The organism is Rhodoferax sp., from assembly GCF_044236835.1.
GTDB lineage: Bacteria > Pseudomonadota > Gammaproteobacteria > Burkholderiales > Burkholderiaceae_C > Allorhodoferax.
Map to the genome: position 1 here is coordinate 105780 of NZ_JBIIGC010000008.1, position 21233 is coordinate 127012.

At 61.0% G+C, this 21233-nt stretch carries 19 protein-coding genes and 2 pseudogenes; 8 read left to right on the forward strand and 13 right to left on the reverse strand.

What is annotated here, in order from left to right:
* Positions 1-381 precede the first annotated feature (381 nt).
* Positions 382-873, reverse strand: coding sequence for a hypothetical protein (locus ACILRC_RS07665; RefSeq protein ID WP_395668770.1), 492 nt, complete (start codon positions 871-873; stop codon positions 382-384).
* 430 nt (positions 874-1303) lie between these two features.
* On the opposite strand from ACILRC_RS07665, the pseudogene ACILRC_RS07670 reads away from it, so the two are divergent.
* Positions 1304-1470: pseudogene (locus tag ACILRC_RS07670) on the forward strand (IS110 family transposase); the annotation flags it as partial.
* A 181-nt stretch (positions 1471-1651) separates the two neighbouring features.
* On the opposite strand, the gene ACILRC_RS07675 reads toward ACILRC_RS07670, so the two are convergent.
* From ACILRC_RS07675 to ACILRC_RS07695, 5 genes and pseudogenes are all read right to left on the reverse strand, one after another.
* The gene (locus tag ACILRC_RS07675; RefSeq protein ID WP_395668771.1) at positions 1652-2335 is read right to left on the reverse strand and encodes a hypothetical protein; all 684 of its coding nucleotides are present in this window, start codon (positions 2333-2335) and stop codon (positions 1652-1654) included.
* A complete protein-coding gene (locus ACILRC_RS07680) occupies positions 2336-2470 on the reverse strand; it encodes a hypothetical protein (RefSeq protein ID WP_395668772.1) in 135 nt (44 codons plus the stop codon).
* Between the two features lie 780 nt (positions 2471-3250).
* Positions 3251-4426: pseudogene (locus tag ACILRC_RS07685) on the reverse strand (esterase-like activity of phytase family protein).
* A 55-nt stretch (positions 4427-4481) separates the two neighbouring features.
* The gene (locus ACILRC_RS07690) at positions 4482-5867 is read right to left on the reverse strand and encodes an aminopeptidase P N-terminal domain-containing protein (RefSeq protein ID WP_395668773.1); all 1386 of its coding nucleotides are present in this window, start codon (positions 5865-5867) and stop codon (positions 4482-4484) included.
* A gap of 7 nt (positions 5868-5874) precedes the next feature.
* Positions 5875-6672, reverse strand: a complete 798-nt coding sequence (locus tag ACILRC_RS07695) for an NDP-sugar synthase (RefSeq protein WP_395668774.1) — start codon at positions 6670-6672, stop codon at positions 5875-5877.
* Between the two features lie 122 nt (positions 6673-6794).
* Here ACILRC_RS07695 and ACILRC_RS07700 point away from each other — a divergent pair, with 122 nt between their 5' ends.
* The 5 genes from ACILRC_RS07700 to ACILRC_RS07720 all read left to right on the forward strand — a co-directional run bounded on the left by ACILRC_RS07700 (position 6795) and on the right by ACILRC_RS07720 (position 11515).
* Complete coding sequence (locus ACILRC_RS07700) at positions 6795-7358, forward strand: cytochrome b (RefSeq protein WP_395668775.1); 564 nt, start codon at positions 6795-6797, stop codon at positions 7356-7358.
* A 30-nt stretch (positions 7359-7388) separates the two neighbouring features.
* The gene (locus ACILRC_RS07705; RefSeq protein WP_395668776.1) at positions 7389-7964 is read left to right on the forward strand and encodes a YceI family protein; all 576 of its coding nucleotides are present in this window, start codon (positions 7389-7391) and stop codon (positions 7962-7964) included.
* Positions 7965-7992: 28 nt separating this feature from the next.
* Positions 7993-8568 (forward strand): YceI family protein, encoded by a 576-nt coding sequence (locus tag ACILRC_RS07710; RefSeq protein ID WP_395668777.1) that lies wholly within the window; start codon positions 7993-7995, stop codon positions 8566-8568.
* Positions 8569-8664: 96 nt separating this feature from the next.
* Positions 8665-10899 carry a PAS domain S-box protein gene (locus tag ACILRC_RS07715; RefSeq protein ID WP_395668778.1) on the forward strand — a complete coding sequence of 745 codons (2235 nt, stop codon included), beginning with the start codon at positions 8665-8667 and terminating at the stop codon, positions 10897-10899.
* Positions 10865-11515, forward strand: coding sequence for a response regulator transcription factor (locus tag ACILRC_RS07720; RefSeq protein ID WP_395668779.1), 651 nt, complete (start codon positions 10865-10867; stop codon positions 11513-11515). Before ACILRC_RS07715 ends, ACILRC_RS07720 begins: the two co-directional genes overlap by 35 nt.
* Here ACILRC_RS07720 and ACILRC_RS07725 read toward each other — a convergent pair.
* Positions 11512-12084: a histidine phosphatase family protein gene (locus ACILRC_RS07725; protein WP_395668780.1), complete on the reverse strand. Its 573-nt coding sequence runs from the start codon at positions 12082-12084 to the stop codon at positions 11512-11514. The genes ACILRC_RS07720 and ACILRC_RS07725 overlap by 4 nt on opposite strands.
* 201 nt (positions 12085-12285) lie before the next feature.
* On the opposite strand from ACILRC_RS07725, the gene ACILRC_RS07730 reads away from it, so the two are divergent.
* Positions 12286-12735, forward strand: coding sequence for a hypothetical protein (locus ACILRC_RS07730; protein ID WP_395668781.1), 450 nt, complete (start codon positions 12286-12288; stop codon positions 12733-12735).
* Here ACILRC_RS07730 and ACILRC_RS07735 read toward each other — a convergent pair.
* From ACILRC_RS07735 to ACILRC_RS07760, 6 genes are all read right to left on the reverse strand, one after another.
* The gene (locus tag ACILRC_RS07735) at positions 12719-13546 is read right to left on the reverse strand and encodes a response regulator (protein WP_395668782.1); all 828 of its coding nucleotides are present in this window, start codon (positions 13544-13546) and stop codon (positions 12719-12721) included. The two genes, ACILRC_RS07730 and ACILRC_RS07735, sit on opposite strands and share 17 nt — an antisense overlap.
* Positions 13543-15660 carry a response regulator gene (locus tag ACILRC_RS07740; protein ID WP_395668783.1) on the reverse strand — a complete coding sequence of 706 codons (2118 nt, stop codon included), beginning with the start codon at positions 15658-15660 and terminating at the stop codon, positions 13543-13545. Before ACILRC_RS07740 ends, ACILRC_RS07735 begins: the two co-directional genes overlap by 4 nt.
* On the reverse strand, positions 15660-16157 hold the full coding sequence (locus ACILRC_RS07745; RefSeq protein ID WP_395668784.1) for a response regulator: 498 nt from the start codon (positions 16155-16157) through the stop codon (positions 15660-15662). Before ACILRC_RS07745 ends, ACILRC_RS07740 begins: the two co-directional genes overlap by 1 nt.
* Positions 16144-18573 (reverse strand): ATP-binding protein, encoded by a 2430-nt coding sequence (locus ACILRC_RS07750; RefSeq protein ID WP_395668785.1) that lies wholly within the window; start codon positions 18571-18573, stop codon positions 16144-16146. The genes ACILRC_RS07745 and ACILRC_RS07750 overlap by 14 nt, the downstream gene beginning before the upstream one ends.
* Complete coding sequence (locus ACILRC_RS07755; RefSeq protein WP_395668786.1) at positions 18554-19210, reverse strand: biliverdin-producing heme oxygenase; 657 nt, start codon at positions 19208-19210, stop codon at positions 18554-18556. The genes ACILRC_RS07750 and ACILRC_RS07755 overlap by 20 nt, the downstream gene beginning before the upstream one ends.
* A gap of 65 nt (positions 19211-19275) precedes the next feature.
* Positions 19276-19905: a Crp/Fnr family transcriptional regulator gene (locus ACILRC_RS07760; protein ID WP_395668791.1), complete on the reverse strand. Its 630-nt coding sequence runs from the start codon at positions 19903-19905 to the stop codon at positions 19276-19278.
* A gap of 478 nt (positions 19906-20383) precedes the next feature.
* Between ACILRC_RS07760 and ACILRC_RS07765 the strand changes: the two genes are divergently transcribed.
* Positions 20384-20986 carry a hypothetical protein gene (locus tag ACILRC_RS07765; protein ID WP_395668787.1) on the forward strand — a complete coding sequence of 201 codons (603 nt, stop codon included), beginning with the start codon at positions 20384-20386 and terminating at the stop codon, positions 20984-20986.
* Positions 20987-21233 lie beyond the last annotated feature (247 nt).

Sequence of the window (21233 nt, forward strand, 5' to 3'; positions counted from 1 at the left end):
AAGGGGAAGTCATGACAATCGTAACGGCTGTCCGAGCAGTTCATATCCTGGGCCGAGGCCAAGCCTTCACTAGCCCGTCACTAGAAATGCAGTCTGTCTGATTCAGTTACTACGGTCGCGCATGACCGTATTCAGGTCTAAGCCCATGTTCGGTCAACTCGATAACCCTTCTGCGACAGCACCATCGTGCATAGCGAATGCAGCCCGAGCGTCGGCTCATCTTCAAGGTTGTAAACAAGGCTCAAAAAAGTAAAACATCAACACAGCTACTTGACTAAACGGGAAGTTCCGCTATGGGGGTTAGGCGTCACTCCGCCGAGCCGACAGAAGTTGGCATGGCAGAAAAAGCACTACCCCGTACTCTGACCCAGGTTTTGGCGTCTAGCTGCCGCTACCCTGGCTTAGCGCCTTGATGAACTCAGGATCATCTAACAGTTGCTCAATGCTCAGCTTGATAGTCTCATTCAGTGCACCAAGCGGATTTCCGAACTTGGCCGTCTTTCGCGTCACGCTCTTTGTTGAAGTGTATGTGGGGCGTCCCGACACTTTGTCCGTCACCGTGTATGTGACCTTGAAGGTCCAGTCGATGCTGTAACCCAAATCGTCTATCAGGAAATCTTGGACATCTCCTGTGAGAATCTTAGATCCGGGAGCGACCTTGATGCCAACGAAGCGGAGCTCGGTGAATACTGCCTCACGCACAAAAGTTGACACCTCGCGGTCAAGAATCACCTCGCCCATAGCTGTATTGCGAATCTGATTCTTTGAAATAGGTTTTGATGATTTTGGATCAACGGCGGAGTACTTGAACTCTCCAACTTCAATAGTTCCTTGCGCGGACTTAGTTGAACTTGGTGCGTAGGTGACCGTCAAACCCTGAGGTGTTCCGCATCCGACTAGAGCGCCAGCAAGAAGGGCGACAACTGATATACGGAGAAGACGACGGGTGTGGACGGAAGATATCGGTATGGTTGTCATATTCGAATGAGTGTGTGAGTTGAAATGTAAGGCCGCGAGTAGCGCAGCTTGCGCGACAGTTCCTACCAGCGATTATGGCATCGAAGGGTGGCCTCGCGGCATGAAGAACGCGGCGCGTGCGCTAAGGTGAGGGGTTGCAGGGGAAAACTCAGATGCTTTTTCAGTGACGCCAAACGAATAAAAGGGACGTCCCCGTCCCAAGCGAGTCGCGACCCGCAGGGGTTGCGGTTGTCGGCAACGAAGTGCCACGATGGAGAGGCGAATCTTTTCATCAACTCACTTGTTTTTCTGGAAGGGGAAGTCATCGCGATCGTAAAGGGTTGGAATCGACCTTGCAAAGAACGTCTTTGCGGTGCACGGCGTGGATGAACTGGGTAAGCCCGTGCTGGTGCGACCTGAAGTACCACGCGCCAACTGCTCGAACTCATCGCCAACCTGCCGCCCTGCCTCATTGGCATGGAACCCTGTTTGAGATCACAGCATGCAAAACGCCTATATCCAGTTGAGCGCCCATGTTCGGTCAACTCGATAAGCCTTCTGCGACTGCACCGTCTCGCAGAGCGAATGGAGCCCGAGCATCGGCTCATCTTCAAGGCAGTAAGCACGGATCAAGAAAGAAAACATCACCACAGCTACTTGACGAAACGGGAAGTCCCACTAGAGGGGTTAGGCGTCACGGGGCTGATCTAGCTGGTTGACTAGAACTATCTGCTGGAACTTGAGCTGAAGCAACTGGGTTAGGTTTTGGCAATTCATTTATTGCCACAGGGCGCGTAATGTATCCAGTGAACATTGAAAGAAATAGGCAAGATATCGCCATAAAGGCGGATGGAACCTGACTTGCCTGCGCATGTACTGGTTGCTGGATTAGAAGCATTACATACATAACTGCAGCGATTACGGCGAACGAAACAAACATAGAGGGCGGAAGGCGTAAAAAGATGCAGAGGGCAGGTACGGTGAAGAGCGCTGGAAGAAACGGACTGCTTTGACTTCCGCCCGATGTTGCGACCAAGTAGGCAATGAGAAACAGATCCATAACGAATACTGTGGCGATAGCACTTGACGCGGAAATAGTGTTAATTCCGACGCCCTGAAAAATCGGACTCCAAATTGAATAAAGCTCATCGGAAATCAGAAGGGCTGCGAATGATGCAAGCGCGACAAAGAGGGTTGGAGATCGGCGGAGCTGAACTTGGCCATGGATAGAATCGCCCAAGAATCTGGTGCTCGCGCCACTGGGCTTAATCCCGCGGTAAAGTGAAGCGGTAATGGCGAGGAGTGTGATCAGAAGAAGCTGCACAAGAAGCGTGGCGGCAGCGACGTTCAGCGGCTGAATGGATTGCTCTGGCTGCACTCAACGACCCTCTAGTTGTGACGCCCAACGTTGGCGATGATTGGACGACACCAGCGCACTGACCGCCGAAGAATGGCTGTGTCGCTGGCCGCCGTTGGCGATCCAATCGATCAACAGGTTAAGTTGCTTCTTCACGATGTACTCCTACCTAACATGTAAAGTGCAAATTGTCGATTATGCCCAAGTGGTAGCTCTTGGCCGTCTTGCAGCATGGACCAGTCATTGTCGTTCAGATATATCTGCGTGTCAGTTGTCCCGTGGATTAATTCCACGAGCGGCTCGCTGGTGGAGCTAATTCGCAATTCAATTCTTTCATCACGCAGCAACGTAAAGTCATGCGCCCAAGGCTCGATCCAGTACGTGTGCGGTGTTTCCGCACGGTTTTGAAAGATAAGCACGACGCGAGACATTGAAGCAACTTAACTTATGGTTTATCTGACCAAACACCGGATAACAACAATCTCGGTCGTTAAACAAAGTCGCATGGCACCCCCAAAAAGTGTTTGAAATCAATCCTGTAGCGCATCACGCTGGATGCATGAACAGATATAACAGAATCGAGAAACCTGACTGGGTACCTCCCCGGTCCGTCAAGCTGCTCGATCAGGTGCGCTAACGGGTTCGCTGCCTGCATTGCAGCTTACAGACCGAGAAGGCTTATGTCCACCGGGCCGAAGCGCTAGTGTTGTGGGCAGCCCGCTTGATGCGGTGTTGTTGGGTAACTGCAGGCCCAGTCTGCGGAAAGTGGGGGAAGGACTGCAACGTATCGGAAGCCGGCTCAGGGGAAATCCGCTGCGTAGCGAACCCCAGTTGTCTGAAGCTCAATCCAGATTCGGCATATCGGGACGACTTTGCCAAAGTTGAAACCCATTCCACCCCGGAGACCAGTCGCGCTTCGCAGGCTTGTTTTGCTGGTCAACGCGCGTTGAGCAGATCGGCCACGTCCAGCAGGATGAATTCGTTGTCGTCGGCTGTGTTGGGCTCCCGGCTGCTGGAGAACGGCAGGTTGTTGTCGTTGCCTACGATGATGTGGCGGGCGTCCACCACATCAACGTTCTCAATAGTAAAAAACGGGAACGTCAATACTCCGTTGGTAAGCGGCTTGCGTGCCAGCCCCTTCGGGTCCTGGATGGCCATGAGGTCGATGTAGCCCACCTTGCGCACGGCGGCGCCAGCATTAGCGTCGCTCAGTTCCACCTTGTAGACGCGCTTGAACTTGGCCAAGTCATGGAAACAGTCGGTGCGCTTTTGTCCCTCTGGGCAGGCTTTGTCCGCCGTGCCTTCACCGTTATCGCGCTCAATGATCAGACCGGTGGTGGCGTCAATCATGTTGAAGTCGCCAATGGCGTGGTGGTTGGCCTCCATGACGTACTTCCAGTGCCGACCCGTCCATTGCTCGGTGGCCACATCAAACTCCAGAACGCGCAGATAGTGCTTGCTTTCGATCTGCTCAAAAACCTTGCCCTGTGCGTCCCACATCGCGCCTTCGAGCAAGGCATAGAGCTTCTTGCCGTCGGGCGAAGCGGCCATGCCCTCAAAGCCCTTGGAGCGACGCACCTAGAAATCCACCGCACCACCTGGCGCACCGGGTGTAGTCACTGCGGGGTGGTCGGGGGAGCGCACCACCTTGCCATCGACCTGTGTTTCGTACACAGCTTGCACGCGTCCCTTCATGTCGACCTTGATAAGGAACGGTCCAAGTTCGTCGCCAATCCAGAGGGAGCCGCCCGCGAGCTGAAAACTCTCGGTGTCGAAGTCGGAGCCGGTCAGGTAGCGCTCCTTGGTGCCTTCATTAGCAATGCGGAAAGGCACCTTTTTGTATGGGTCGCTCAGGAAGATGGTCTGCAGCCGCTTGATGCCCGAATGGCCTTGCAGCGGCTGGCCTTTGAAAGGCAGGCTAACCCCGGTAGGGCGGCCTGCAGACAGCCCTTCAACCGAGCCTATGGCGTCCACCCGCTTTCCCGTCGTGAACTTGCCACTAACCTGCAAGTCAGCCGAAGCGTTTTTGGGGGCAGTAACAAACGACTTCGCCGGCAACACCGCGTGGCTGGAAAGCACGGCGTGATACCGGTGAGGATGGCATGACGGAATAGTGACGTATCACCGCCCCAAACGCCCACCCCGACGCCGCCAAGAGCGGCACCACTCAACCCCGCATCAGCGCCTCAATCGCCCCCACCTCCACCGGCACACCCCGGCTGATGAGTTCGCAGCCGGTGGCGGTGACGATGGCGTCGTCTTCAATGCGGATGCCGATGTGGTGGAACTGCTCGGGCACGCCGGGTGCGGGCCGCACGTAGATGCCGGGCTCGATGGTCAGCACCATGCCGGGCTGCAAAATGCGCGCCGGTCGGTTGACCAGCGTTTCGCCGGTGAGCGCGTCCTTGCGCTCGTGGCGAATGCCCAGTTCGGTGGGCTCGGTGTAGGCGCCGCAGTCGTGCACATCCATGCCGAGCCAGTGGCCGGTGCGGTGCATGTAAAACTGAAAGTAGGCGCGCTTCTCGATCACGTCGTCCAGCGTGCCCACTGTGTTTTTGTTGAGCAAACCCACATCCAGCATGCCTTGCGCTAACACCTTGACGGTGGCTTCGTGCGGGTCGGTAAAGCGGGCTCCTGCGCGGGTGGCCGCCACCGCCGCGTGCTGCGAGGCCAGCACCAGTTCGTAGAGCGCGCGCTGCGGCCCGGTGAACTTGCCGTTGGCCGGGAAGGTGCGGGTGATGTCGGAGGCGTAGCCGTCCAACTCGCAGCCCGCGTCGATCAGGACCAAATCGCCGGAACGCACCAGCCCGGCATCGGCGCGGTAGTGCAGCACGCAGGCGTTGGCACCCGCCGCCACGATAGACCCGTAGGCGGGGTACTGCGAGCCGCCGGCGCGAAAGGCGTGCAGCAGCTCGGCATCCAGGTGGTACTCGCGCACCTCTTTGCCCTCGCGCAGCATGCGTGCGCAGGTTTGCATGGCGCGCACATGGCCTTCAGCGCTGATGGCGCAGGCGCGGCGCATGGTGTCTTGCTCGGCTGCGTCTTTGGTCAGGCGCATCTCGTCGAGCGGACCGCACAGGTCGCGCTGTTGCTGGGGGCACAGGGCACCAAAGCGCACCCGGGCGCGCAGCGTGTTGAGCCAGCCGTCCACCTGGGTCTCCAGCCCTTTGTGGGTCGCAAACGGAAACCACACCGCATCGCGGCCGTCGAGCAGGCCGGGCATGTGCGCGTCCAGCGCGGTCACTGGGTAAGCGGCGTCAATGTGCAAGGCTGCCGGTGCGGCGTCGGGGCCCAGGCGCACGCCGTCCCAGATTTCGCGCTCCAGGTCTTTGGGCTGGCAAAACAGCGTGGTCTTGCCATCGCCGGTAATCACCAGCCAGGCGCGCGGCTCGGAAAAGCCGCTCAGGTAATAAAAGTAGCTGTCGTGCCGGTACAAAAAGTCGCTGTCGCGGTTGCGCTGTTGTTCGGGCGCAGTGGGCACGATGGCAATGCCCTGGGGGCCAAGGTGTTGCGCCAAGGCGGCGCGGCGGGCGGCGTGGTGAGAAGGGTTCATGGCGCGCTTAAGTGGGTCGTGGTTGGGTTGAAAGTGGCAGACCTGCGTTGAGCTGCTCCAGCCTGTGCGGCGTGCCGACATCGGTCCAGTGGCCAGTGTAAAGCTCGGCGCTGACCCGGCCGTGGTCCATGGCGGCACGCAGCAAGGGTGCCAGCGCCGCTTTGCGGCCCTGCGGGTTGCCGGGAGGAATGTCGGTCCAAGGGGGGAAGAACAGGGCGTTGCGGTACAGGCCGATGGTGGAGTAGGTCCAGCGAGCAGTGTCTGGCTGCGCAGGGCTGGGTGGCAGGTTGAGCGCCAGCCCGGTGGCGCCATCCAGCCCAAAATCGCCGCGCGGGTTGTGCTCGGGGTTGGGCACCAGCCACAGGTGGGCCAGCATGCTGCTGGCTTGGAAGCGGCGCACAGCGTCTGCGCCAAACACAAAGTCCGGCGCATACACGTCACCGGCGGCCACCCAGAACACATCGGCCAGCAGCGGCAGCGCGCGGCTGATGCCGCCGGCGGTCTCTAAAGCAAAGCCAAAGTCTTGCCCCTCGTGCGAGTAACGCAGCGCGCTCCCAAAGTGCTGCTCAATTTTTTCGCCCAGCCAGGCGGTGTTGGCCACCACCTCGCCAAAACCACCGGCGGCGAGCGCCTCCACCTGCCACTGCAGCAAAGGCTTGCCGTGCACCGCGAGCAGCGGCTTGGGCAGGTGGTCGGTGAGCGGGCGCATGCGTTCGCCGCGACCAGCCGCCAGCAGCAGCGCACGGGCCGGAGTTGGTGCGGTCTTTGGGGAGCTGAGGGCGGAAGTTGCGGCGGTGTGCGGCATAGGCGCTGCGAGCATAGCCCAAGGGGGCGGCCAGGCGCGCACCGCGACCATGCAAAAACTTGCAACGCAACCAACAGATGGATGCAAAGGCGCGCATCTGCAGCCCACCTAGACTTCGCGCCATGACCCGAAGCCAGTCAACTACTACACGTTATTCGACACCCGCCATTGCGCTGCACTGGGTGTTGGGAGCCGCCTTGGTGGCGCTGTTTGGATTTGGTTTGTATATGACGGATTTGCCGTTTTCCCCGCAGCGGCTCAAGCTGTACAACTGGCATAAATGGGCTGGGGTGACCATTTTGTTGCTGTCTGCGCTGCGTTTGCTATGGCGCCTGACGCACCGGCCGCCCCCGCTTCCCACAGCCGTGCTGCAAGCCATGCCGCGCTGGCAGGTGCTGGCCCATAGTGCAACGCACGGCGCGCTGTACTTGCTGTTCTTTGCGGTGCCATTGATCGGTTGGGCGTACAGCTCGGCCGCTGGATTTCCGGTGGTGTTGTTTGGGCTAATTCCCTTGCCCGACTGGGTCAGCCCCAACCGCGAGCTTGCGGAGTTGATCAAGCCCTGGCACGAGATCAGCGCCTGGACGCTGGCCGGCTTGGTGCTGCTGCATGTGGCCGCCGCCTTGAAACACCACTGGGTAGACCGCGACGGCTTGTTGCACCGCATGTTGCCCGGGCGTGACTGATTCTTCTTTTTGTCCACCGCACTGATTCCTATGAACCATCTCATCTGCGCTCTTTCTTCAACACTGTTGCTGGTCGGCGTGACCGCGCCATCGGTTGCGCTGGCCCAACAGAAACTGGTTCCTGCTCAAAGTGAGATTGGCTTTGTCAGCAGGCAAATGGGCGTGCCGGTGGAGGGCAAGTTCAAGCGGTTTGATGCACAGATCAGTTTTGATGCGGCCAAGCCCGAGGCCGCAAAAATTGGCATCACTATTGACACCGGTAGCGCCACCCTGGGCTCACCCGAGGCGGACGCTGAACTGCCCAAGGCCCCGTGGTTTGGAGTGGGCAAGTTTCCCCAGGCGAGTTTTCAGTCCAGCGCAGTCAAGGCCTTGGGCGGCGGCAAGTTTGAAGTGGCAGGCAAGCTCACGATCAAGGGCAATGTGCGCGATGTGGTGGTGCCAGTGGCCTTGACGCAGGCCGGCGCGCTGACTACCGCAACCGGCAGCTTCACTATCAAACGGCTGGCCTTCAAGATCGGCGAGAACGAGTGGGCCGACACCTCGATGGTGGCCGACGACGTGCAAGTCAAGTTCAAGCTCGCGCTCTCCGGCGTGACCAAGTTGTAGTTTTTTTCTTTACCTTAGGAGTTCTCTCATGCGCAAATCCCTGCTCGCCTTGGCCGCTGCTGCCACAGTGTTCGCTACCGCCGCCCAAGCCCAATCGGCCAGTTACGCGATCGATCCCACCCATACCTTTGTGACCTTCGAGATCGGCCACTTTGGTACCAGCACCAACCGGGGCCGCTTTGACAAGAAGGAAGGCAATATTCAGTTCGACCGCGCGGGCAAGACCGGCAAGGTAGACATCCGCTTCGACGCAAGTTCGGTCAGCACCGGAACCGCCGCGTTTGACAAGCACCTGCAAAGCCCCGACTTGTTTGACGTGGCCAAACACCCCACGATTGCGTTTTCGTCGGACGCATTCATCTTCACCGGCGACAAGGTCAGTCAAGTGACAGGCCGACTCACACTCTTGGGTAAAACCCAGCCGGTCACGCTCAAGGCAACCCAGTTCAACTGCTTTATCAACCCGATGATCAAGCGCGAAACCTGCGGCGGCGACTTTGAGGCCACCATTGACCGCACCCAGTTCGGTATGAACTACGGCGTGGACTGGGGCTTTCCCAAGGACGTTCGCTTGGTAATCCAAGTCGAGGCGATCAGGCAGTAAACCTGCTGCGCGCAGCCTGCGCAGCGCGCTTGTGCTCGGCGGTGTCTGCGCGGTGCAGCCCAGTATCATGGCGCCCCATTGCACAAGGAGCGCACCATGGCGGACCCGCATACGCAGCCACCGCAGCGCCCGCCCTGGGTGTTGCGAAGCCTGCGCAGCCTGCTTTTGCTGGGTTTGGCGCTGCTGACGTTGGGTTTGGTGCTGGGTAGCGGCGAGTGGGCGGCGCGGCGCGAGTTACAGAGCCAAACTGCGGCCACCCAAAACCGAATTGACTTACAGACCCAAGCTTTGCGCGGCTTGGTTGCGCGTTACAAGCACATCCCCTTCACCACAGCCCGGTACGCCGATATAGCTGCGGTGTTGCAAGCGGGTGCGTCGCCAGCGCTGGCCTTGCAGGTCAGCCGCTACCTGCAACAGATCAACCGCCAAGTGGAGGCCGATGCGCTGTATGTGATGAACGCACAGGGTGTGGCCGTGGCGTCCAGCAACTGGCAAGAGCCCAGCAGCTTTGTGGGCGACGACTTTTCATTCAGACCGTATTTCAAAGACGCCATCGCCGGGCGCAACGGTTTCTTTTACGCGGTGGGCTCGGTCACCGGCATTCCGGGCATGTTCCTCACCACGCCGGTGCTGCAGGGCGGTCGCCCCATCGGCGTGGTGGCGATCAAGGTCAGCCTGCGCGACACGGCCATGGCTTGGCAGCGTGCCGGTGGTCCGGTGTCGCTGCTGGACGCCAACGGCATCGTGTTTTTGAGCTCGGTGCCGCAGTGGCTGTACCACCGCACCCGCCAGCTCACACCGGCGCAGGCTGCCGCCATCGTGGACCATGCGCAGTACGGCTGGCATGCCGACTTCGACCCGGTGCCATGGGCCGTCGAGCCTGGACCAGGCCAAAGTGTGCTGACCCACGCCAAGGTGCAAGGCGCCACGCGCCACTACCTCACAGTGACCGAGGAGCTGCCCGAACTGGGTTGGAGTTTGGTGGCCATGTCCGACATTGCGCCGGTATCCACAGCGCGCTGGATTGCCAGTGCATTGGCGGCCTTGGTGCTGGCGGTGCTGTTGTTGGGTGCCACCATTTGGCAGCAGCGCGAGCGCCGTTTTCGCGAGCAACGCAGCGCCCGCCACGAGCTGGAGCTGCGGGTGCAGGAGCGCACCGCCGAGCTGCGCGAGGCCCACGCATTTCGCCAAGCCATGGGCGATTCGCTGCTGGTGGGCATGCGTGCACGCGACCTGGAGGGCCGCATCATTTATGTGAACCCGGCCATGTGCGAGATGGTGGGCTACAGCGCAGAAGAGTTGCTGGGCCGCGCGCCGCCTTACCCGTATTGGCACCCCGAAGAGCTGGCCAAGCACTGGCACGACAGCGATGTGGTGCTCAGCGGCAAGGCCGCACTCACGGGCTTTGAGTCGCGCATCCGCCACCGCGATGGTCGCGATGTGTACACCATGGTCTACACCGCGCCCTTGATCGACGCGCAAGGCCAGCACAGCGGCTGGATGAGCTCGGTGGTGGACATCACTGCGCAAAAACAGGCCCAGGAGCAGCAGCGCGTACAGGCCGCCAAGATGCAAAGCACCGGCCGCCTGGCCAGCATGGGCGAGATGGCGTCCACCCTGGCCCATGAACTCAGCCAGCCGCTGATGGCCATGGTCAGTTTTGCGGGCGCTGCACGCGCCTACGCTGAGCGCAAGGACACCGCGCTGTTGTCGCAAACGCTGGCCGACATCCGCTCGCAGGCACAGCGCGCGGCCGACATCGTGGCGCGCATCCGCGGCTTTGTGAAGCAGCAGACGCCGGGATTCCAGCCCTGCACACTCGACGCCATCGTGGCCAATGTGCTGGGCCTGCTGGGCCCCGAAATACGCCAGCAAGGCGCCCGGGTGATCACCCGGCTGGAGCCTGGGCTGCCGACCATCCTGGCCGACCGTTTGCTGCTCGAACAAGTGCTGCTGAACCTGGTGGTCAATGCCTTGCAGGCCATGGCCGATACCCCCGCTGCCGACAAGTGCGTGACCGTGGAGACCGGCCGCGTGGGCGGCAGCGCACCGGATGCAGGCATGGTGTTTCTGCGGGTGAGCGACCGCGGCCCGGGCATTGCGCCGCAGGTACAGGCTCAGCTTTTTGAGCCCTTCTTCACTACCAAAGCTGAAGGGTTGGGGCTGGGTCTCAACATCTGCCGCACCACTGTCGAGGCCCACCGCGGCACCCTGAGCGTGGCCAACCTGGAGCAGGGGGGCGCGGCGTTTTCGGTACATTTGCCGGTCTCTGATTCACCGCTTGGCGCTGCCCACCATGAACCCGCAAAGCCCCAACATCTACCTGGTTGACGACGACGATGCGGTGCGCCGCTCTTTGGGTGGTCTGCTGCTGTCGCGCTTGAACGACTGCTCGGTGCAGACCTTTGCCTCGGGCGAGGCTTTTTTGGAGCAGGCCCGGGTGGAAGACGCCGGTGTGGCCGTGCTGGACTTGCGCATGCAGGGCATGAGCGGGCTCGATGTGTTCAAGGCTTTGCAAGACCAGCGCAGCCCTTTGGTGGTGGTGTTTCTGTCGGGCCACGGCGACATCCCGGTGGCGGTGCGGGCCATCCAGGAAGGCGCTTTGGGCTGGCTGGAAAAACCCTGCAGCGAAGACCGATTGATCGAGGTGATGCAGCAGGCCAAGGAGCGTGCGGTTGCCATCGCGCTGGAGCGCATCGCGCGCCAAGACGCGCTGGACCTCTGGGCCCGCCTGACCCCCCGCGAGCGCCAGGTGGCGCAGCCGCTGGCGCGGGGAAAGTCCAGCAAACTCATCGCCCAAGAACTCAGCCAGCGCGACCCCAGCCGGCCATTGGACTTCCGCACAGTGGAGACGCACCGGGCCAGCATCTTTTCCAAACTCGGCGTGGCCAACAGCAACGGCTTGTTGCTGTTTTTGGGTCAGCACGGTCTGCTCGACTCCGCCTAGTCCGGGCGCACCGACCCCAACACGTGCAGCCCCTCGCCCCGGGGCCGCACCACAATGCCCTCGGCCGAGCTGGGCGAAATCTGGGTGAGCGCGGCAATGTTCACCTGGTGCGTCACCACCACCAACACGCCCGGGCCGCGCCAGCGCGTGAGCGTTTGCAGGGCCTGGGCGGTTTGCGCCTCGCTGCTGCTGCGGTCCGCAAAAAATGAGTTGAACGCCGCCGCATCCACTGGTTTACCGGGAAACGCCAACTGCGCCGTCTCGCGGGTGCGGCACCACTGCGACGTCAGCACCTGGCCCACCGCAATCTTGCGCTGGCGAAACTGCGCGCCCAGCGCACGCGACTGCGCGCGACCCAGCGCGTCGAGGTTGCGCTGCGTGCTGCAGTCGTTGAGCCGAAAGTTGTCCGGGTCGCCCACACCCGGTGCGTTGGCATGGCGAAACAGCACGATGCTGCCGTCGGTCAGTGCGTCCCAGCTGGGCTGGGCTTGGGCGCTGCTGGCGGTTAATAAAACCACGGCACAAAGTGCGCGCCAGTGGGGCTTGAGGATGCGCAAAAAAGAGTTCATGGAATGCAGCCGGTGGCGAGGTCGTGAGAGCTGCGCAGAGCTTAGGCGCTTGGCGAAAAAGGCGGCGGCAGTGGGGCAATTGCGCAGGAGGGTGCTGCTGCCACCGACTCCGCCACTGCGACGGCGTGCACATTTCTGTCGCACCGCGGTTTCCTCCTGCGTACAGTGCGCCGCACCAGAAACCGGCATGTGGAGGAAACCATGAAATGCATTGCGTACAAAGGCGGCTACAAATACCAGCTCCAGCAAACCTACCAGCTGGGCATCGACATCCGGCCCGAGCAAGACATCTGCACCGACTACATCGACCTCGACACCCACGGCGCACTCACCATCGCCAAGGGCTACGCCTGGGACGGCCCTTCAGGCCCCACCGTAGACACCGTCAGCTTCATGCGCGGCTCGCTGGTGCACGACGCGCTCTACCAGCTCATGCGCGACGGGCACCTGGACCGCGCCATGCACCGCGAGCCGGCAGACCGCCTGCTGCAAACCCTCTGCAAAGAAGACGGAATGTGGTCGCTGCGCGCTTGGTGGGTTTACCACGGAGTGCGGCTGTTTGCAGACCCTGCGGCAGATCCGGCGATGCGCAGGCCGGTGGCCTATGCGCCAAAGGGTTGCGAGCTACACCCCACTACACCCCCGGCGTGATCTCCACCCCAATGCCGCGGTAACCGATGATCAGACAGCCAGAGTCAAACATCGGCTCGCCGCTGACGCGAAACTGCCGGGTGGATCCGTCGGCATCGGTGCGGCCCACCGCGAAGTCTAGAAAGGGTTGCCGGGCGGCGATCTTGGCATGCAGGTCCGCCCGCTGGTCCTCGTTCCAACCCTCAGCCAGCGCGCTCATGCCGGCGTCGGACCCCAGCAAAGACGCCACCTTCAAGCCCAGCATTTCCAGCACCGGGCCCGACACCTTGGTGAACGCGCCACTTTCGTCTTGCTCCCAGTACCAGTCCGAAGCCAGCTCCGTCAGGCTGCGGTAGCGGGCCTCGCTTTCGCGCAGCTGGGCGGTGCGCTCGGCCACGGTGTCTTCCAGTACCTGGTTGGCCGCTTCCAGTTTTTTGTACAGCAGTCGCACCTCCAGCATGTTGTGAATGCGGGTTTTCACTTCGGTCAAGTCCAGCGGCTTGCTGATGAAGTCTTTGGCTCCGGCCTGAAGTGCCCGAAGTTTGTGGCCGGGCTGGGCGGTGATGACGATGACCGGAAGGTAGCTGTCGCTGCTGTTGGTTTTGAGCACCTCCATCACTTGAAAGCCGTCCATCTCGGGCATTTGCAGGTCCAACAGGATCAGGTCGTACCGGTTTTTGCGGTGCAGGGCGCCTACCGCCTGCGGCTCCATCGTTGCGCTCACCTGGCTGTAGCCCGCACTTTCAAGCATCTGCGTCATCAAGGTGATGTTGGCGGCCTGGTCGTCCACCAACAGAATGCGGGCGGTCAAAATTTCTTGTGTTGTGATCATGGGGAAGCCTTGGGGTCGGTCGGTTGGTGGGGGATGCGGGCGGCGCTGACCTTGCCGCCTTGCTGCGAGATCAGCAAGGCCTCGTCCAGCGTCTCTAGAAACTCTTGAACACGAATGGGTTTGGTCACGTAACGGAAAAACCCTGCCTGCAGGCCGCTTTGGATTTGATGCGGCATCGCGTTGGCGGAGAGGGCAATGACCGGTATGTGGGCGGTGGCCGGATCCGATTTCAGAATCTGCAGGGCTTCGGTGCCGCTGATGTCCGGCAGGTTGATGTCCATCAAAATCACGGCGGGCACGTGGGCGCGGGCAAACGCCAGCCCCAGAGCGGCATGCGACGCGGCCAGCAGCCAGTGCCGCGGTCGCAGCGTGAGCAGCTGCGCAACAAGCTCTAGGTTGGCCGGGTTGTCGTCCACATGCAGCACCGGAGGACCCGACGGAGTTTCTGGCAAGGCGGCGGTCAGTGGGTAGTTCGGGGCTCGCAACAGCGCCACGGGTTGCGGGGCCGCAGGGCCGACTGGCAGAGAGCGTGGAAGAGGGAGTGGAAGAGGGAGTGCCAGAGGGAGCTCAAACCAAAACTCGCTGCCTTGGCCCGCTGTGCTCTGTGCGCCGATCTGGCCGTCCATCAGCTCCACCAGGCGCTTGCACAGCACGAGCCCAATGCCGGTGCCCACCGCATGGGTGTGTTCTTGGCCCAGCCGATTGAATGGTTCAAACAAATGTTCCAGCTGGCTCGCTGTCAAGCCCAGGCCGGTGTCCTGAATGCTGATGCGCAGCCGCGACGACTCCACCATGCTGCAGGCCACGGTGATGCTGCCGCGCTCGCGGTTGTATTTGACGCTGTTGGACAGCAGGTTGAGCAGCACTTGCTTGAGCCGAAGCGGGTCAGCGTGGGCAAGATGCGTCGGGTTCAGGGCGGGGTAGGTGACTACCAAAGCACGCTGGGCTGCAAGCGGCGCAATGATCGCCGCACATTCCTGCAGCACCTCGTCGATGGCCACCGTAGCAGGCGCGACGCTGAGTTTGCCAGCCTCGATAGCGGACAGGTCCAGCGTGTCGTTGATCAGTTCCAGCAAAAACCAGCCCGCTTTGACGATGTGCGCCAAGCTGAGCTGTTGCGCTGCTGTGGGTGGCGGCGCACTGGTTTCCATCAACTGCGCAAAACCCAAAACGGAGTTCAGAGGCGTGCGCAGCTCATGGCTCATGTTGGCCAGAAAGTCTGATTTGGCCCGGTTCGCGTTTTCAGCCGCTGCCAAGGCGTCCTGCAATTGCCGTTCGATGTTTTTTTGCGAGGTGGTGTTGTTCAGCAGAATGCCGAGCTGCCTTTTGGCCGGGTCGCCAAATCGAAACGCATAGAGGTCAAACCAGCGGTTCATACCTTCCACATAGTCCTCTAGCCGAACCGATTCACCCGTCAAAGCCACCCGCCCGAAGGCTGGCAGCCACTTGATTTCAAGATGGGGAAAGATTTCCAGAATCCGCTTGCCCACCGCGTGCGCAAGTCCAGTTTGCTGCTCGAACGAGCGGCTGACTTCCAGAAACCGGTAGTCCACCGGCCTATCCTGCGCGTCAAAGATGACTTCGATGATGCAATAGCCTTCATGGATGGAGTTGAACAGGGTGCGGTACCGCTCTTCGGTGTGGGCTAAAGCTTGCCAAGCTTGGTGTTGGCACTGAAGCAGGTTGAAACGGTCTATCGAGTTTTCGACGGCGCGGCACAAGCTTGGGGTCGTGGTCCAGCTTTTGCCGACGTAGTCCTGGGCCCCGGCCTGCATCAGGCCATGACCCTCGCTGGCATCAACACCCTCCCAGCCAGTCATGACAACAACGGCGCAGGGCAACGCAGGTGATGCGCTGCGCAGGGCGGCCAGCCATTGCGTAGCGTTGGTATCAGGAAGATTGAAGTCCAGCAGCACGCAGTCCAGCGGACGGGCGGTGCCGGCCAGGCTTTGCGCCTGGTTGTCCAGTACCCATTGCAGTCCGGTACTGCCCAACTCGGCCTCCGCCAAATGGCAGGTGCGGTCCGACCCAGCGATCAGCATGCGTCTGAATGCGGCGCGGTCATCGGGGTTGTCATCAATGATGAGAATGTGCCAATGCAGGAGGTGTCCCATTAGCGCTCCAGCGATTGCTCGGTGGGCAACATCACCGAGCCCAGCCAATAGGTGAGCAAGGTGTGCAGCACCTTCAGATGCTCGGTGTGGCTGACAGGCTTGACGTGGTAAGCGTTAGCACCGTTGGCGTAGCAAAAGTCGACATCACGCGGGTTGGCAGAAGTGCTGAGCACCACCAGTGGAATACCGCTGAGCAAGACCTCTGCATGCATCTGCTCTAGCGCGCTACGACCATCTCCGTTCGGTGTGTTGAGGTCCAGCAGAACCAGCGCGGCTTGCAACCGTGCGTGGCCCACGGTGCCCCTGAGCAGCTGCAGACAGTCGTCGCCTGACCGGACCCGGCGTATGGCGTGGGTGACGCCCGCCTGCCGGGCAGCGGTCAACACGGTGTCGAAGTCCTCATCCGAGTCCTCCACGACCACCACGGGATGCGCACGGCTTCGCCGCGGTGGCGCAACCAAGAGGGGGCGCAGCGGCACGGGATCAGTGTGGTGCATGGCGCTGCGTATCGTGCTGCTCTTGGCTGGCCTTGTGCGTGCCGGGCAGTGTGAAGTAGAAGCAACTGCCCACGCCAACGGTCGATTCCAGCCAGATGGCACCGCCATGGCGCTGCACCACTTTTTGCACCACGGTCAGGCCTGCGCCCATGCCGCCGCCAAACGCATCGCGACCATGCAGACGTTTGAACATGCGAAATATCTGGTCAAAATGCCGCTGCTCAATGCCAATACCGTCGTCGCGCACGCAGTAAATGATCTGCCCTCGGGCCTGCGGCGGTGCGGTTCGAAGCGCGAGCGCGTCGTCCGGGGCGATAGAGGTCAGCTCGACCAGGGGCTGGGCGTGCGTGTTGTATTTGATGGCGTTGCTGATCAGGTTGGCAAATATCTCCCGCACCCGCACTGGGTTGCATTCAATCGTGGGCAAGGGCTTGGGAATGTGGATGCAGCAAGAGTTGTCCTCCGGGCGCACACCAATCATCTCCAGCGTGTCTTCAACCAGCTCGTTGAGGTTGACGGTCTCAAACTCCAGGTTGGTACGGCCCACCCGCGAGAAATGCAGCAGCGAGTTCAGCAGGCTGTCCATGCGCTGGGTCAGGCGCATCAGGCTGTCGATGCGCTGGTGGTCTTCCTTGGACATGGTCTGTGCGTTTTCCAGCAGCTGGTGGGCGTAGCGGTTGATGCCGCGCAACGGTTCCTTGAGGTCATGCGAGGCAACGTAGGCAAAGGCATCCAACTCTTCGTTGCTGGCGGTCAGGTCCACATTGCGTTCTGTGAGCTGTGCGGTCTGCGCTATCACCAGTTCCATGACCAGCTGGCGCAGTCGCAGCGCGGAATCGACTTCCAGCGGGCTCCAAGGTAGCGAGCGGCCGCGCACCGATTCAAGAAACAACTCAAACGAGTGGCGCGGGCTCAGCCGCATGCCATGGGGGCCAGGTACGAGCGGCTTTTCATCCGGGTTGCCAGCCCAACGCACGGTTTGCAGCGTCTCTGGCCTAAACCACAAAATCAGGTCGCGCCGCAACCGGGATACGCGCACCGCAATCACGCCACTTGCCACATGGGCCATGTCAGGGCCGCCCGTGTAATCGCGCGCCAGGCTGTCAGTGACGTAGGCGGGCTCCAGGCTCGAATCAAAGTCGTGCCGTGCGTTGAGCCACTGGGCCAGCGCGTCAAGTTGCTCTACGGTGGGGGTATTGCCCGCGCACCACCAGCGGTCGCGGTGGTAAAGCGCGGCGCCCTCGGCGTCGATGGCATCCAAAAGCGAGGGCTCGCTGTCCGACAAGGCCAGCAAATCGCCCTCTCGGGCTGCTTTCACCAACATCTTGCGGTGCACGTTGTCCACCTCGACGCGGTAGGCAAGTTGCTCCACCCGCTCGGTGGCTTTGAGCTGGAGGGATGCCACCTGGGCCAGCAGTTCGCAAGCAGAGCGCAACTGGTGCGTAAAGTGCGCTGGCGTCATATGGTGGCAGGCGATCAGGCCCCACAGCTTGCCCTCGATCAAGATGGGCATGGTCAGCGAGGCCGCCACGCCCATGTTGGCAAGGTACTCGGTGTACATGACGGATGCGCCTCGCAGCGCGCAGTGCGTCATGTTCAGCGGCTGTCCGGTGTCGGGGTGGGCCAGCGGCACCATCTCCACCAGTGGCCCGGTGGCGTCTGGCAGAGGCCGGATCCAGATGCGCTGGTAAATGTCGCGCGCGGGTTGGGGTATGTCCGCTTCCGGGTAGTGCAGCCCCAGATACGCGGGCAGGTCAGCGCGCTTGCTTTCTGCCACCACCTCCCCGTGGTTGTCGGCGTGAAACTTGTACACCATGACCCGGTCTAAGCCGGTGATGGCCTGCACCTCGTCGGCCACTTGCTGGCAGAAGGCCCGCACGCCCACCGCCGATTGCAGGCGGCCGACGGCGCGGGTGACGCGGCTGAAAAAGTCACCATTTTCCAGGGCGCCAGTGCGGCTGGTTGCTTCAAATTCGAGCAGCAACGTGCCATCCAGGGTGTGCGCGCAAACGTCCAGTGGACTTGCATGGAGCGCGGCGTTTGGCACCGCCAGAACAGGCATCGTGAAGGCGTACACCGCATTGCGCTCTAGCGCTTCGAGCGCCAGCAGATTGCGCAGCCGCTGCAGGTTCGTGGCGCCTACGACCTGCTCCAGTGGCGCCCCTAACAGTGCCTGTGCCGCAACGCCGAAGAACCCATGCGCGTTTTCGCTGATCTGCAGGATGGCCATGTCGGCCAGGCGCACCGCCACCAGAACCCCATGCGCCTGAATGCAGCCCGGTGTTTGCACCGGCTCCCTGTCGCACTGTGTCAGTGAGGTGCCGTGGCGTTTGATGCTGTAGGGGCCGCCAGCCCATGGCACGGTGTCGCCAGGCGGGACGCCTGCGAAGCTTGCCTTATGCGAACTGGAGGTCATGCAGGGCCGTACTTTGCAGGGAGGTCGGAAACAGCCAGTGGCTCAAGGTTTCAAAGGTGCGGTTGGCACCCGCCACGATGGCTGCATGGCGGTCCTCCAAGGCAGACAGGCCGGCACAAGGGTCGGTGCTTGGGTCGTACAGGCGGTCGGCGTTGCGCGCCAGCATGGTGCAAAACGCCTTCCACTGAGAACCAGTGTGCGCGCCATACCCGTCAAAAAATGCGCCACCCGATTGCGGTGTCAAACCCAGCCGGGTTTGCAAATGCCGCGTGATGCTGCGCCCGCCCAGAGTCGCACCTTCAATGACGTACAGGCAGCCCAGCAATTGCTCGGGAGTGGTACACGCAGGCAACGCAATGCAGCGAGGAGTTGCCGCCACCGCCGCCACATTGCTACCCAAGGCCAACAGGTCTTGTGCCAGTCGCGGGGTTTTTTGCCGGGTGGTGTATTCAAACTCCAGCAGCGGCCAGTGGGGTGAAGCCATCATCTGGGCTTCTAGCGGTGCATAGAAGCCAAAAAACCGGCCCACAAACTGGCGGTAATCCTCCAGCGAAAGGTCTGCATGCATTAGCGGCAATTGGTTTTCCAGTGCCGTGTGGCGGGCGTTGGTGGCCAATCGCAGGCGTTTCAAAATCATGGAATGCCCTTTACTGCCAAGGAGCTTCGAGGCGGGCGGGCGGTGTGGCCTGCATGCGATTGCTTCTAAGGCTCTTGCCTGTCGGGCAACAGACGCTGGTACTCGGTTTTGACAACCGCATAGCACTCGCATGTGCGCTTTTCCAGCCCTGGCCGGTTGACCACGGTGATTCGACCTCTGGTGTAGCGAATGAGCCCTGCACGTTGCAGTTTGAGTGCTGCCTCGGTGACGCCCTCGCGGCGAACGCCGAGCATGTTGGCGATCAACTCCTGCGTCATGACCAGCTCCGGACCACTCAGGCGGTCCAAACTGAGCAGCAACCAGCGGCAAAGTTGCTGATCCACCGTGTGATGCCGGTTGCACACCGCGGTCTGCGTCAGTTGGGTGATCAAGGCCTGGGTGTAGCGCAGCAACAGATGCATGGCCGGCCCCGCGCGGTCAAACTCGGCCCGCATTTCGTGGGCTCTGAGGCGAAAGCCCTTGCCCGCACTTTGCACCACGGCCCGGTTGGTGGTGGAGTTTCCGCCCATGAAAACGGAAATCCCCACCATCCCTTCATTGCCCACTACCGCGATCTCGGCAGATGAGCCGTTGAATGTGACGAACAGCAGCGAAACAATGGAAGTGGCGGGAAAGTAGACGTACGGCATGGTGGAGCCGGACTCGTACAGAACCATCCCCAAGGGCATTTCCATCGGTTCAAGACCACCCAGCCAGCGCTGCAAATCGTCCGTGGAAAGGGCGGCAAGCAGTTTGTTCTGGCGGGCGGTTTCACAGGAAATAGTCAAAAAATCCCCATCTCTTTGTATTGGCAACGGCGGCCTTGGGCAGCAGCGCCTGACAGCGGCACCGCACAGCGGCTTTAGCGTGCGAAGTGTAGGGAGCCGCCTGCAATTCTTATGTGCGGTAGCGAACTGACGCCGAGGAAGCCGCTGATCTTGGTGCCGCGGGACAACGCGTCTTCCTCCATCCAACGCATGCTCACGGGGGTGGACTACAGCGCAGGGGTGCTAGGTTTTACAGAGCTTTTATATCTGTCCGTTCATAGGTATATTGAGCGCCAAACCACGCTGTAAGCCACTTTGCGGAGGAAGACATGACCAACTTATGGAGCAGCGCCCAACTTATAGAGCAGGTTTTGCTCTGTACATTACGTTAGGCATCACAGTCGCAATGTCTGCACACCTTTCCGCCCTTGAGGAAGCCATCTCAGACGTTGGCTACTGGCGCTGGTGGGCTGAGGCACTCCCGGAGATCTTCCAAGTCGAGTTTGGCGGGGTCCAGCTACATTTTCCACCGGCGGACTCGGACCACGCGCCGAACAGCGTTGTGGCTCTTCGCTTCTTCGAGCCGACAGTCGTAGCCTTCTTGACTGAGGAAGGCGCAGAACATGTAGACGAAGACTGGAGGCTCGCACTACATGAAGACAGAGTCGAACCATTCTCCGTCGATCATGAGCTCTTCACCCTCACCTCCGAGGACAAGCTCCGCGAGATCGTATCTGGGTGCCGCATCGAGTACGCATACGGAAGTGAGCTCGGAACTTCTGCGCCTGACAACTCGGTCTTCCTTGGCTTTCGTGCACAAGGGGTCGGCTTCGTCGTCAGGGCCAAGCGAATGACTGTCGTAGCGCAGCCTGGTGAGCTTGATCCAGCCCAGATCGTCACAGCAGCCAGCGATTGGTGGGAGTACTGGCACGAATACTGGCGGCGCAGGGAAACAGACGCACCGTTGCCCAAGGACTATGCATGCGAAGTCACCATCCCAATCAAGTGATGCCTAACCCCTCGCTCAACCTGAGAGCCAACGGCATGCCACAAAGCCCGCGCCACAGTGCAAGCGTGCATTATCTGTGGCGCGGGCTTTGCGTCACGCCGTTGTCTCCAGGTTAGCTCGAACGTTGAGGCTGTAAAAAAACCATTCCTGGCACGCCCTTTGCGATCCCCTTTGGCAAGGAGATCACCATGGCCCGCTACAAGCCCCAAGACCACAACAGCCTGTTGCTGCCGGTCGTGTTGTCAGA